Source organism: Bacillus sp. CH140a_4T (assembly GCF_008923725.1).
GTDB lineage: Bacteria > Bacillota > Bacilli > Bacillales > Bacillaceae_G > Bacillus_A.
On the sequence record NZ_WBPF01000002.1, the window covers coordinates 21,937 to 34,961 of the forward strand.

The 13,025-nt window shown below is 34.3% G+C and carries 14 protein-coding genes and 1 pseudogene; 12 read left to right on the plus strand and 3 right to left on the minus strand.

What is annotated here, in order from left to right; genetic code table 11:
* Nucleotides 1-34 precede the first annotated feature (34 nt).
* The 11 genes and pseudogenes from F8162_RS00125 to F8162_RS00175 all read left to right on the plus strand — a co-directional run.
* Nucleotides 35-559 (plus strand): hypothetical protein, encoded by a 525-nt coding sequence (locus tag F8162_RS00125; RefSeq protein ID WP_004410597.1) that lies wholly within the window; start codon nt 35-37, stop codon nt 557-559.
* A complete protein-coding gene (locus tag F8162_RS00130) occupies nt 556-3,258 on the plus strand; it encodes a CD3337/EF1877 family mobilome membrane protein (RefSeq protein WP_151582461.1) in 2,703 nt (900 codons plus the stop codon). Before F8162_RS00125 ends, F8162_RS00130 begins: the two co-directional genes overlap by 4 nt.
* 56 nt (nt 3,259-3,314) lie before the next feature.
* Nucleotides 3,315-3,713, plus strand: coding sequence for a hypothetical protein (locus F8162_RS00135; RefSeq protein WP_000683504.1), 399 nt, complete (start codon nt 3,315-3,317; stop codon nt 3,711-3,713).
* 27 nt (nt 3,714-3,740) lie between these two features.
* The gene (locus F8162_RS00140) at nt 3,741-4,868 is read left to right on the plus strand and encodes a peptidoglycan DD-metalloendopeptidase family protein (protein WP_098944551.1); all 1,128 of its coding nucleotides are present in this window, start codon (nt 3,741-3,743) and stop codon (nt 4,866-4,868) included.
* A gap of 24 nt (nt 4,869-4,892) precedes the next feature.
* A complete protein-coding gene (locus F8162_RS00145) occupies nt 4,893-5,477 on the plus strand; it encodes a hypothetical protein (RefSeq protein WP_151582463.1) in 585 nt (194 codons plus the stop codon).
* 21 nt (nt 5,478-5,498) lie between these two features.
* Complete coding sequence (locus F8162_RS00150; RefSeq protein WP_074569885.1) at nt 5,499-5,816, plus strand: hypothetical protein; 318 nt, start codon at nt 5,499-5,501, stop codon at nt 5,814-5,816.
* A gap of 25 nt (nt 5,817-5,841) precedes the next feature.
* Nucleotides 5,842-6,138 (plus strand): hypothetical protein, encoded by a 297-nt coding sequence (locus F8162_RS00155; RefSeq protein WP_098522364.1) that lies wholly within the window; start codon nt 5,842-5,844, stop codon nt 6,136-6,138.
* Nucleotides 6,139-6,265: 127 nt separating this feature from the next.
* Nucleotides 6,266-6,583, plus strand: a complete 318-nt coding sequence (locus F8162_RS00160; RefSeq protein WP_098903063.1) for a hypothetical protein — start codon at nt 6,266-6,268, stop codon at nt 6,581-6,583.
* Nucleotides 6,584-6,614: 31 nt separating this feature from the next.
* Nucleotides 6,615-6,827, plus strand: coding sequence for a hypothetical protein (locus F8162_RS00165; protein ID WP_151582465.1), 213 nt, complete (start codon nt 6,615-6,617; stop codon nt 6,825-6,827).
* A gap of 619 nt (nt 6,828-7,446) precedes the next feature.
* Nucleotides 7,447-8,325, plus strand: a complete 879-nt coding sequence (locus F8162_RS00170) for an Rpn family recombination-promoting nuclease/putative transposase (protein WP_151582467.1) — start codon at nt 7,447-7,449, stop codon at nt 8,323-8,325.
* A gap of 63 nt (nt 8,326-8,388) precedes the next feature.
* Nucleotides 8,389-8,736: pseudogene (locus tag F8162_RS00175) on the plus strand (Rpn family recombination-promoting nuclease/putative transposase); the annotation flags it as partial.
* A 258-nt stretch (nt 8,737-8,994) separates the two neighbouring features.
* Here F8162_RS00175 and F8162_RS00180 read toward each other — a convergent pair.
* From F8162_RS00180 to F8162_RS00190, 3 genes are all read right to left on the minus strand, one after another.
* Entirely contained in the window at nt 8,995-9,837 is an 843-nt protein-coding gene (locus tag F8162_RS00180) for a hypothetical protein (protein WP_151582471.1), read from the minus strand.
* 510 nt (nt 9,838-10,347) lie between these two features.
* Entirely contained in the window at nt 10,348-11,742 is a 1,395-nt protein-coding gene (locus F8162_RS00185) for a sensor histidine kinase (protein WP_151582473.1), read from the minus strand.
* On the minus strand, nt 11,739-12,476 hold the full coding sequence (locus F8162_RS00190) for a response regulator transcription factor (protein WP_151582475.1): 738 nt from the start codon (nt 12,474-12,476) through the stop codon (nt 11,739-11,741). The genes F8162_RS00185 and F8162_RS00190 overlap by 4 nt, the downstream gene beginning before the upstream one ends.
* Before the next feature lie 306 nt (nt 12,477-12,782).
* On the opposite strand from F8162_RS00190, the gene F8162_RS00195 reads away from it, so the two are divergent.
* The gene (locus tag F8162_RS00195) at nt 12,783-12,941 is read left to right on the plus strand and encodes a lacticin 481 family lantibiotic (protein ID WP_063263939.1); all 159 of its coding nucleotides are present in this window, start codon (nt 12,783-12,785) and stop codon (nt 12,939-12,941) included.
* The last annotated feature ends 84 nt before the right edge of the window (nt 12,942-13,025 follow it).

Here is a 13,025-nt window from a genome sequence, read left to right on the forward strand (position 1 = left end):
CAATACAGATAAGAGTATTCTAAATTATCTGTATATGGAGGATGGAACGATGAAAAAATTACGTATGTTATCTGGATTATGTGTAGCAGGAATGTTGATGGTAACAGGGGTTGCGGGTTGCTCAAATGAAACGAAAAGCAATGCAAATCAACAAGAGAGCCAGAAAGAAAGGGATATAAAAGAAGCAGATAAAGCGGTTATGGATTATGTTAAAGCTGAAATTGAAGTGGACTACGGAAAGTTAGCAACGTTAGTTTATGAACCATTAAAGGATGAGGATAGAAGTGTACGTCATCCAGGAGCTAGTAAGGATATGGGAAGTAGATACGATTTATATAGATATGATTTAGAGGAAGGAAAAAATGAACTCTATTACGCAGTAAAATTCTATGATCCTGTAAAAGATGGGACAGTAAATATAGAGTTGAAAATGGTGAAAGATGAAAAAGATGGGAAATGGAAAAATTATAGCTGGACTTGGAATTGGGAACATAATATCAAGGACATAGTTGGGAGTGTAAAACCTATACATGTCCATAAATGGGGGCAAAAGGAATGAAAAAACTTTTCTCTATTTGTATGATTCTTGTATTCTTTTTACTACCGTTAGGGCCTCATGTGGCCCTAGCGGAAGATACAAAAACGGAAGAAAAACAGGAACAAAAAGGGGCGCGAATTTCTGAAAATCTATTTAGTGGGTACACAGATGGGATTTACAAAGATAAATATTATGAGATTGATACGTACCAGCCAAAGGAAGATGAAAAAAATGTATTTCAAAAAGTTGGTGGGTACTTATTTGGTGATGATAGTGTAGGCAAAGATTTACAAAGGATGTTGTATACAACTTGTCAATGGTTTGCGAATATGGCCTTTCAGTTAAATGTGATTCTCGGCCAATTAACTATTTTTTTAGTCGATCAAGCGTTGAACCTGGATATTGTAGATACTGTAGCGGATAAATTAGGTGCGGCTATGCAAAATATCGCTGGTATTGGAAAAGGTGGTTTTTCATCTTCTGGACTATTTCCAGCAATTATCGGCATTGCTTGTGTGTTATCGGCTTGTTATGCGGGCTATATTTTCTTTATTAAGCGCCAGCCCTCAAAAGGTTTAAGTGAGTTAGTAAAAACAGTTTTGGTTATTGCTTTTATTGTTACGTACATTGGAAATGCAGGTGCGATTTTAAAGAGTGCAAATACGATTAGTTCTGAAATTAGTGTAACGGTATTAGCAAAAGCAACAGGAACGGTTGCAGGTGATCCAGGACGTTCCAAAGCGGATGCAATCTTTTCAGTAAAAAAGCAGATTTGGGATTTGTTAGTTGAACGACCATATTTGTTTCTACAGTATGGAGAGGATTCAAAAGAAAAATTAGGTGCTAAACGAGTAGATGAACTATTAGCAACGCCTCTTGGAAAAGATAGAGATGAAAAGATAAAAAAGGAAGTTAAAGACGGAAATCAAATGATGGTGATTTCTTCTGTAGGAGAGCGCCTAGTATTTACAGTCATGTATTATGTCGTGAATACATTCGCAGGTGTTCCAGTAATCGCGTTTTGTTTACTGATTGTAGCATTCCAATTATGGTTCCTTGTCATGAGTATTATCTCACCAATCGTCATGGCGGTGGCTCTATTGCCAGGACATCGTAGAGTCATTGAAAGCTGGGCTTCACAATGGATTCGCCCTTTGGCATTAAAAATCTTTATGTCAGTTATGCTTGTTATTATCTTTACGGTGGCAGAATTACTATATGTATTGCCAGAAGCGGGCGTTGCAGGGTATGTATCTACAATGATTTTTCAAATTCTTGTTTTTGTTCTTTGCTACCTGTTTAGAGGAAATATTGTTGCGGCCTTTAGTCGAGCACGTGGCGTGTATGAGACAGTCACAAATATATCTCTTATGACTGAAAACTTTGTAGATAAAGGAAAAGAGTACGCTGGAAACACAATGTCTTATATTGGAGACAAAATGGGAGCACATTTTAACAGCGCGGCTGAATTAGCGGCGGCAGGCGGCCAGTTAGAAAATGCCGGGACAGACGACGAAAAGACAAAAGCCAACCCGTTAGTGCAAGCGAATATACCGAATGATTTACCAAATAATCAAACGGAACAAGAAAAAGAAGAGAATAAAAAGAAAGGAAATCTTATTTCCTTACAGGATCGTGATAAAGAAGGGAATTTACCACAGCAGGAAGAGGAAGGAAAAGAACAAACGACACCAAGTGAAGAAGAGGCACCAATGCAACAAGACCTTATCAGCTTAGATAAGGAAGCATTAGAACAAGAAATGGAAGAACAACAAGAAGGAACAGAAATGGAAGTTCAACCAGAACTTGTATCTTTAGAAGATGAGGAAATTCCAACAGGAGAGGAAATGCCAGCTGATATAGAGGGATATGAAGAAGTTCAACCAGAAGTGCCAGAACAAGAGGTACCATTAGAAGATATTCCGACTGATATAGAAGTATATGAAGAGGTACAGCCAGAAGTACCAGAACAAGAGGTACCATTAGAAGAGGTTTCAACTGATATGGAAGCATATGAAGAAATCCAAACAGAGGTACCAGAACAAGAAATGCCACTAGAAGAAGTTTCAAGCGATATGGAGGCATATGTAGAGATTCAAACAGAAGTACCAACACAAGAACTTCCATTAGAGGAAGTGTCATCAGACCATGAAACATTTGAAGAAATCCCATCCGATATCCCACAACAAGACATTCCAACAGAAGAAATTCCGATGGATATTTCAAGAGAAGAAATACAACCAGAACAGGAAACTTCAACAAATATTCCACAACAAGAAATTTCAACGCCAATTGAAACAGAGGCAAATGAACCTTTAATACCAGATACAATTCGTGCAGATGTAAATGAGGAAGGTGTCATTGTACCTCATACACCAGAAACAACAAGTGCAGATATTCCAGATGCTATTCCTGCAGAAGTGAATGAAGCGGTGGAGATTGTTGCAAAAAAACCTGATATAGATGTCGAGTCAACTATACAAAATACAAATTCATCTGACTCATTTATCCCAACGGAACCTATTTCTTCTGATTTGACACCAGTAAATGAGAAAGAAGTAAGCAAAAATGAGCCAATTCAAGAAAAAGCAGAAACAATCGATACGCCAGATATACAATATGGAGCTGTAGCCGCGGGAAGTGAAAACTGGATGCCTTCTACTGATCCGCAAAACTTAGATAATTTAGATGATTTGGAGCCACAAAAAAAAGATGAGTAGAGTCCTAGTCTTTTAGGACTTTACTATTTTTTTACGCAAAAAGGAGCGATTTATCTATGAAACACTGGGGATTAACTTGTATGAAAATGGTGAATATCAGTATTTTTCTTTGCATTGGGTGTTTAGGATGGATGAACATAATTATTCTTTTCATACAAAGAGAATGGGCGACAGATTTATTAGGATGGATTGGTTTAGGATTACTTATCTGGTATACACTCATTCTTCTCACTCTTCAAATTATCCATAGTGAGTTACGTTGTCGTATAGATGATAGAGCGAAACTAGCCTTTTTCATTTGGTTTGTAGGAATCGGTCATTTTGGATTACTACAATTTATACAAGACCAGCAATCTACTGTTTTAACGCTACTATTTCATGTTTTTGCGATTATACCCATTCTTTTGGCCCTTATATATGGGCTGATTGTTCGAAAGTATTTCAATCAATCTTGATACATGTTGCAAAGGGGGAGGGATGATATGAGACCAGAAATAAAAGAAGTCGTAGACAAAACGATACAAGAAGATATTGCACAAGAACAAAAAAAGAAGAAGAAAAAGAAATCCTGGTTACTGACACTTCTTTTTGGAAGTTCTACTTTCACAATAGGATTGTTCGTCTGTATTGGATTTATTTTATTTATCGTTTTGGCGCAAGGCATTGGCAAAAAAGAAGAGGAAGCGCCAGCAACCATCCCAAGTAATGGAATGACGGTTTGTCGTCCAGGTGGAAAAACAGTGGCACCAGAAGAACTACAACCCCACCTGGGCGGCGTTTTTACGGGGAAAGCACAAGCCTTTTTAAATGCAGGAACACAAAATCAAATCGATCCCGTTTTACTAGCGGCCATTGCAAGATTGGAAACGGGGAACGGTACTTCTAACGCAGTAAAGAATTATAACAACCCTGGTGGCCTCATGGACCCTGGTAGTTCACAAATGAAAGGTTTCATGAAATTTGCCACCTTAGATGAAGGAATCAACGCTATGGCCCGAAACTTATATAAAAACTATATCGGTATGGGGATTACAACTATAGAAGCAATTGGAGCGAAATATGCACCGCCAGGAGCCGCAAATGATCCGCATGGTACAAATGGTTTATGGCCTGTATTAGTAACAAAGTTTGTGGCGCAAATGGGCGGCCTTACTTTTAATTGTGAAGCGGGAAAGCCAGGCGGCGTTGTAGATACGGGATCAGCAAGTTCACAAGGATTTATTCGTCCTATCGCTCAAACGACGATTACAAGCCCATTTGGACCACGCTGGGGCACAATTCATAAAGGTATCGATTATTCTTGCCAGGACGGTGTCACCGCAATTGCCGCGTCGAAAGGTGGCGTTGTAGAGTTGGCGGAATTTGGCGCAGGCGGAAGTGGCTTCGGCGGGTACGGAAACGTAGTTGTAATCAATCATGGAAATGGATATTGGAGTCTATACGGTCATATGTCATCCATTACCGTACAGAAAGGGCAAAACATTGGAGTTGGTCAACAAGTAGGCGTTTGCGGAAGAACAGGGCAAGTAACAGGGCCACATTTGCATTTTGAAATTAAAACAGCCTTTAAATTTGGGCAAGTCGACCCCGCACCATATTTGCCGAAATAAGCGGAAAAAAAGGGAGGATTAGGGATGAAACAGGGAATCGTTGGTTTAGTCATACTTGTACTGGTAGGTATCAGTGTATGGCTATGGAATCAAAATCGCACTTTACAGCATAAAGTCGAGCAAACGGAAAAGAAATGGACGGAACAAGTAAAAGAGCTAAAAACAGAGAATCGAGCATTGGAAAAGCGCGTAACAGTTTTAACAGAAAACACGCAAGATAAAGGGCAAGAAGTAGCAAAACAGTTCGTAGAGTTGTTAATACAGAATGATAACAAGCAAAAAGAAAAGCCAGGATTTGAAAAGATCAAAGAAATGATAACGGGCGAAGCAAGAAACAAATTATTAAATGCGCCAGAGGATGCACATAACCATATAGAAGATGATGGCTCTATGCACATTCAAACGAAAGCAAAGATAACAGATATGTACTACATCAAAACTGCTGATAATAAAGCGGATGTAACGGTTAAATATGATTATCTTGTAACGGTTGATGGAACAGAACAACAAGAAAAACACACCATGAAATTAAATTTACTATTAGAAGGTGAGAAATGGTTTGTAGAAAATTATGAGTTCCAAATCAATACAGGAATTGAAGGACCATAGGGAAAGGAATGAGGGGAGTTGGTGAATCAAAATGTGTTGCATCATATCGGGTATGAAATATTGCAAGAAACGTTTGTATTGATTCGAAATGTATTTTCCTATTCAAACCAAGATGAATCCAGTGTGACATATGTGCGAGAAATTGCGGATGCCTTGCATAATATTCCGCATTCCATTCAGAAACAACATGATAAATTCCTAGAATTTGAGTTCAAACTGTTAGAAGAAACATTAATGCAAATGGACTTTGGAAAGGTTGCCGCGCAAAACATTCCCTATTTTAAAATGTATGCGGTACGTGTACAGCAATTGTTACAGAAGCGCTATAAAGAGGTGTAATCGAGTGGAAATGGGGCGATAAAAAATGATCGTATTGGGAATTGGGCTGTCAGTTTTGCTGATAGCCTTTTTATTTATCCAGGTATATCCGTTCCAGGAACAAAAGTTAGAACAGAGAAAATATGATGAATATGGAATCTGGATCATTATTTGTACAGGGGTATGTCTCTATGTTTCGCATCATTTTTTACAGGAAAACACATGGCAATGGGGATTAAAAATCATAGGTGCAACTTTTTTTACAGGGTTTTCAATTGGATGTGTTGGAAAACAAAGTATTTATGATTTTCAACACAAAAGGTTTCCATTCCAGAAAAAATGACGTTTCAGATTCGTTTGTAATTGATTTTAAAGAAACTGTTAATACATTTGGTATCGAATGAGGTTACGCTCTTTATTCGGTCTTTCAAGTGGCTTAAATGATTTTTTAGAGGGGAAGGGGTGTAGGAATGCTTTTTTTAAAGGTTATTGCATATATTTTGTTAAGTATAGGAGTTTGTACAGTTGTTTTAGCAGGAATAGCCGCTATTGTAAAGAAACAAATGATAATCGCAAATATAAATCTATTATTGGCCATGTATTATTTTTGTTCGGGAAGTCTTCTGTATTTGTGCACGTTATGGGAAACACAAGATATTTTCCTACAAGCCTTTTTGATTTTAATTGTAGGAATTACGATCATCCGATTAAGAAAAAGCTGGTATGTACCGCAAATACGTACTCTTCAAAAACTACAAGAAGAAGCGACAAATAAGAATGATCTGTGAGGAAATCCATGAAAAAAGGAGTGGAGAAAACTTGATACATCAATATGAATTGAACTTTTCAGTGATGTATAGTGGCAAGGTAACAGGCTCACAATCTACAATTATTCCAGCAAGTTCTTTAGAGGAAGCAAATGAAAAATTACAATCAGAAGTAAAGCGGCGATTAGGAAAATGCAGTATAAAAGTGAATACGGCAAGTTTATGTGTTTCGGAGGATAGTCGGTATGTAATCGAACAAAAATAAAAGAGGAAAAGTCTTGTTTCTACAGCAAGGCTTTTTTATTATTTCATGAGCTGATATTGACGTGAAATTTTTTATTGTAAAAGGGTATTAAGTTGCGGTTTTGAAAGCTGTATAATTTGTTGTTTTTTTGAGAGGTAAGTGTTAAAAAGTGTTGAAATGACAAGGTTTTTCCGTGATACAGGTATATGTACTTAAGTTATGCACCCTAAAATAGACTTAAGCACATATATCTAGATATATGTGCTTAAAGGTATGTGGCTATTATTATGTGAAAGTTGGAGAGTGATTTTAAAAAATAGCGCACAAAGTCCTTTTGTTTGGATAAGAAATGAAGCAAAATGGTGCTTTGAATCATTGGATTGGATAGAAATTTAAGTGTATTGGACAATATTTTATGAATGTATGTATTGGAATTTTTGTTGGTATTTTGTATACTAAACGTGAGTTTTTCTTACAGTAGGCAATCTTTCAGTTTCTATGAAACGCAACTAATCTGTTAATTATGTATGGTGTCAAACAAGCTCTTATGTCAATGGATATAAGAGCTTGTTTGCATGTGTATCCCTCTTTTATGTACAATGAAAGAAAAACATCTTATGAGATGGGGAGAGGAAAACCCATGTCCAATCAACAATTAGTGAATTTACGCATTGATTTTGCTTTTAAACAATTATTTGGCACAAGTGGAAATGAAGATATTCTGATTGCTTTTTTAAATGCTCTGTTACAAGATTCTTTAGAATCCCCTATTGTTTCCTTACAATTAGAAGACCCACACTTGCACCGGGAACATGAAGAGGACAAATTATCGATTTTAGATATTTCTGCAACATTAGATACGGGAACAAAGGTAAATATAGAAATTCAGCTCAATAATAATCATGATATGATTAAGAGGAGTTTATATTATTGGGGAAGGCTATACACATCCCAACTACAAAAAGGAATGCCATATAGTTCTCTTCATAAAACAATTACCATTAATTTATTAAATTTTGTGATGTTTTCAGAATATGAAGCATTCCATACAACAGGAGTCTTATGGAATCAACAACAACAGAAGGTATTAAGTAGTGATATCGAAGTTCACATCGTAGAGATTCCAAAACTCATGCAACAGTGGCGAAATGAACAAGTAAATCCCTGGGAAGATTCATTTGTTCGTTGGTTGTTATTACTTCCAGCGAATGAGGATGAACAATTAACCCAAACATTGGAGGATATTGCGATGAACCAAGACCCAATTTTACAAAAAGCGATGAATAAATGGGAACGTATGAGTCAAGATTCTTCTTTCAGACAAGCATATGAAGCAAGGGAAAAAGCGTTGATGGATGAAGCTGCAAAGTTTGCCCATGCTCGCAATGAAGGAATTCAAGAAGGAAAAATACAAATGATTAAAGGTATGCATGAACTTGGCGTACCAATTGAAACGATTGCAAAAGCAAGTAAATTAAGTATAGAAGAAGTTCAACATATTTTAAGTAGAAATTCATAATAAACAACTAAGAAAACAGGTTGAATTTTTTAATCTGTTTTCTTAGTTGTTGAAATTTATCGGTTCATTCTTTGGTTATTATTACTTTCAGGGATTGAAGATGAATAATTAATCCAAACATTGGAGGATATTGCGATGAACCAAGACCCAATTTTACAAAAGGCACTGAATAAATGGGAACGTATGAGTCAAGATTCTTCTTTCCGACAAGCGTATGAAGCAAGGGAAAAAGCGTTGATGGATGAAGCCGCAAAGTTTGCTTATGCAGAACAAAAAGGGATTGAAAAGGGGATTGAAAAAGGAAAAATGCAGCTTATTCGTGGTATGCACAAAAACGGAATGCCAATAGAAGATATTGCAAAGTTTACAAATTTACACATAGAAGAAATACGAAATATTTTACAATCCTAAATGATTAAAAAATAACACCTACAGTATTTGTAGGTGTTATTTTTTAATGGCCACCGCCACCAAATTCGTAATGATAGCGGATATTCATATGGATATGCTTTCTTCAACCACACATTTTTTACATTTTAAACAACTTTGCAACAGAACCTTCTGATTCATCTTGAATTAATTTAACTTTAACTAGCTGTTTGTAGAAAATTTCTTTACCTTATGATTGGACTTTGTAAAATAGCTCTCATATTTTACAAAGTCTATTCATTATGAAGCTATCCAATCATAAAACGGAACTTTCCCTGTATATTCATGCTCTGAAAGTGTACGAGTGATTATACTTCTATCTAGCTTGTCTTCTTGTAATTGTTTTTTCGCATTTTCTTTTATTCTACGAATCTCTAACTCTTCAATTTTATTAACTAACGCCGTGATTAAATAGTCCCTAAAATTAGAGATTTTCCCTTGGTTGTATTTATCCATAACTTTTTTTAATACAGCTGTAAAGCTTCGATCTGTTAAATCATCTTTTGTAGCTTCTCTAAGAGTATTAACGATTAAATTTATTTGTTCTTCGGTTAGAGAAGAGAAACTTCGCTTATCATCATCAAATTTTGCTATATCATTTATAAATATATTGGTATTTTCTTTTTTAGTATTTTTTCGTTGGTATTTTATATTGTACTGAAAATCCGAATTCGGGTTTTCCACATTCGGATTTTCAGTAAGTGGATTACCGAACGCCACCTCAACTACATATCCTTTAAACATTTGTTCTTGGATTGTTTCATTTAACATTTCAGCAACGTCTTCTTTTATTTGTCCATAAATGTAGATTTGTTCTTTATATTTCCCTTTTTCTAATACTTTAACGCGAGCAACGTATTTGTTATGTATTAACTCTTTAAGTGCACTATAGTGTGCATCACGTCCATTTTTTGAGCGCTTAATAATATCAGGCATGGTAACCTTCCAATATCCGTTACGATGTGAACAAAACTGAATAAGAAGATATTTTGCCATTCCTGTTAGGTTACAATCGTCAAGTAATGCGTTCTCTACAACGCTATGTCCGCGTTTTCGCGCATGTTTAAATATATCATTTGCCATAATAAAAAATCCTCCAATTTTCATCCCGACAAAAATTGGACATGACAAAATAGAGAATTCGTATTTACGTTTTTTTTTAGTTATGATAATATTTAAGTATCATAACTAAAAATTGTATTTACAAATCCTCTGTTTCCGGTTTTTAAATAGTATCGGTCGCCAAACTGTCAACTATCTAAAAACTTCCGTCGGGGGGTTTTTTTAGTTTATTTAAAAATATTTGTTTAAAAGTTCTCGTTTCTATCCTTCATCTTAGCAGATTACTGACGAAAAATGAAGAATCAAGAAGAAAAATATGGAAGAATAGTATAATCCTCCTTTCTATATGTTTTAGTTTTAATCCAGTTTTAATTAATATATATTGCTTCTATAAATAAAGAAGTATGGTTTTTTTCGTACAGCCCAACAAAGTATTCTATGAATAGAAACGGTACATAGCATTAAAATAGGATAACTGTCTTTACGAGACAAATCTATCTAAAATCAAATGCAGTCCATTCATTAACCTTGTTAATGTTTGAATGTAATGATGAAACAAGTTCCTTTCCCTTCTTCACTTTTAATATCGATATATCCGTCATGGGATATGATGATTTGTTTTGCGATGGCTAAACCTAATCCAGAACCTTCTATATTCTTTGTATTACTTCCTCTAAAATAACGCTCAAATACTTGCTCTAATTCTTTTTTTGGTATGCCTGGTCCATTATCTTCAATTATAATTTTTGTGGTTTTTTTAGTGTTACATATCTTTACTGTAATATGTGTTCCTTCAGGAGTATGAACTATAGAATTCATCATGATATTATTTATTGCTCTTGTTAATAGTATTTCATCGACTTTTAAAATAATATTCTGTTGATTTGTAGAGAAATCAAATGTTTTTCTTTTATAAGACGGGTTGTTAAGACAGGTAATAACTAACTCTCTAACTATCCCTACAATATCTTTATCTTTTTTTTCTAAAGGGATTGTAGCATTTTTCAATTGATAGGTGAGTCTTAAATCGCCTATCAGTTGTTCTATGTATAGGGCTTTCTTTTTAATTACCGCTACATATTCTTTTCGTTCCTCTATAGTAAAATTATATTGGTCATCAGTAAGCAGTTCACTGTAGCCTTTAATAGAAGATAAAGGGGTTTTTAAATCATGAGTAAGATTAGTAATCCATTCTTGTCTCATGATTTCTAGACGTGATCGGTCATTCTCTACATTTTTTAGTTTTATAGCTAACTTATTTAAAATTGTAAATACATCTTTAAATAGGCCCTTATTTACATCTTTTTGCGTATATAACCCATTAAATAAATTTGTAATGTTATGAATGAGAACCAATACAGGTTTTGCAAAATACCTAGCGATAAAATACGAAAAAATTAATAAGCATAATAATGCAGAACCTATTGAAATTAAAATACCATAAGGATAAAAACTAAGGACATTATCCAAATTTAAATAAATCATATATCGAGACACTTTGTTAGAAGGAAATGCTATTAAGTAACTCCACTTCTTATCTTCTATTTCAACTTCACTAATAAAATAGGTATATCCGTCTACCGCATACTTATATAACATAGCAATATCTTTTGCATTGTAGTGTTGTTTAGATTTATTGGGTGCATACATATCACGAACAACATTGCCATTTGAATCTATAATTTGAAGCCAAGCGTTGTTCGCATTTAAAATATTCTTTCCCTCATTAGTTATAGAAATATCTTGATTATCTAGATTTAAATATTTTCCAAATTCTAATGCAATGTTTTCTGGAGTAGATTGTTTGTAATTATTTGAACCTTGACTAAACACAAAATAAGTAGCAATTATGAATTGGACAATAAATAAAATGAAAATTAGACTTATAATTGAAGCTCCGTATAATAATGTGATTTTCAATTTCATTCTACGTTACCCTCGATGCTCATCTTATATCCTAGTCCCCTAACATTGAGAATATATTTTGGATTAGAAGGATTGTCTTCTAATTTTTCCCTCAAATGCCTAATATGGACCATAATAACATTTTCACAACCAGTACATTCTTCATTCCAAACGCTCTTGTAAAGTTGCGGGAGACTAAATACCTGATTGGGATTCTTGATAAGGTATAAAAGAAGATAGAATTCTTTTGCTGTTAAAGAGATAGGTATATTGTTTTTTAAAACAGTACCTTTTTTTTCATTTAAAACAACATCTCCAAAATTATACAAACCTTTATCTGTGTTTTTTTCTTCCTGATGGTGATACTGTTCTCGGCGGAAAAATGCTTTCATTTTAAATGCAACTTCTTTCGGACTAAAGGGTTTGGTAATGTAATCGTCCCCTCCGAGACTTAATCCAATTAAACGGTCCGAGTCTTCTTCTTTAGCAGATAAAAAGAAGATAGGTGCCAATGTGATATTTCTTAGTTGTTGGCATACGCTAAAACCATCAATATCAGGTAGCATTATGTCTAATATAATTAAATCGTAATCAACTTCTCTACACATCTGTATTCCTTTTTTTCCTAATGAAGCCTTATCAATATGATAAAACCCTTCTTTTCTAAGGACAATTTCTAATATCTTTAGAATTTCCTCTTCATCATCAATTAATAATATTTTTTTAGATTTTAAATATTTAGGATCAATAAACAAGTTCTTCACCTTCTCAATATTTATTCGTAAGTTTCTTTTTTGAATTTCTCACAATGTGAAAACCAACATATTCCAATATAATTTTAAAGTAATAGTATCCATATATTCAAGTTTTCATTGTTTTGGGTTATATTGGGATTCCCTTTTAATTCAATAAAAAGTAATAAAAAGTAATAAAAAGTAATAAAAAGTAATAAAAAGTAATAAAAAGTATATTTTTTCAAAATAAAGGGTTTACATTACCATAAATTAGTATTATACTTTGAAATGTGATATCGCAAAATCTAAATAATAAGGGTGATAAATATGGAAAAGAATTTTGAGCTAAAAGCTTTAGAAGCAATTAATGATTTAACAGATGCAGAATTAGAAAACGTAGTAGGCGCAGACAAAGGTCAATTCGACACAATTTCTCATGAGTGTCATTGGAATACATGGCAATTCCTGTTCACTTGCTGCAGCTAAGCTGAATCTACAAGAAAAGAACGCTCTTATTGAAGGGCGTTCTTTTCTTGTAGATTAATTAAAAAATATAAATTACTAATTATA

Bases quoted from the DNA above. Each gene is read 5' to 3' on its own strand.
- F8162_RS00195 (WP_063263939.1), top strand. From the start codon at position 12,783: ATGGAAAAGAATTTTGAGCTAAAAGCTTTAGAAGCAATTAATGATTTA.
- F8162_RS00160 (WP_098903063.1), top strand. From the start codon at position 6,266: ATGCTTTTTTTAAAGGTTATTGCATATATTTTGTTAAGTATAGGAGTT.
- F8162_RS00170 (WP_151582467.1), top strand. From the start codon at position 7,447: ATGTCCAATCAACAATTAGTGAATTTACGCATTGATTTTGCTTTTAAA.
- F8162_RS00140 (WP_098944551.1), top strand. From the start codon at position 3,741: ATGAGACCAGAAATAAAAGAAGTCGTAGACAAAACGATACAAGAAGAT.
- F8162_RS00155 (WP_098522364.1), top strand. From the start codon at position 5,842: ATGATCGTATTGGGAATTGGGCTGTCAGTTTTGCTGATAGCCTTTTTA.
- F8162_RS00180 (WP_151582471.1), bottom strand. From the start codon at position 9,837: ATGGCAAATGATATATTTAAACATGCGCGAAAACGCGGACATAGCGTT.
- F8162_RS00130 (WP_151582461.1), top strand. From the start codon at position 556: ATGAAAAAACTTTTCTCTATTTGTATGATTCTTGTATTCTTTTTACTA.
- F8162_RS00185 (WP_151582473.1), bottom strand. From the start codon at position 11,742: ATGAAATTGAAAATCACATTATTATACGGAGCTTCAATTATAAGTCTA.
- F8162_RS00125 (WP_004410597.1), top strand. From the start codon at position 35: ATGGAGGATGGAACGATGAAAAAATTACGTATGTTATCTGGATTATGT.
- F8162_RS00145 (WP_151582463.1), top strand. From the start codon at position 4,893: ATGAAACAGGGAATCGTTGGTTTAGTCATACTTGTACTGGTAGGTATC.
- F8162_RS00135 (WP_000683504.1), top strand. From the start codon at position 3,315: ATGAAACACTGGGGATTAACTTGTATGAAAATGGTGAATATCAGTATT.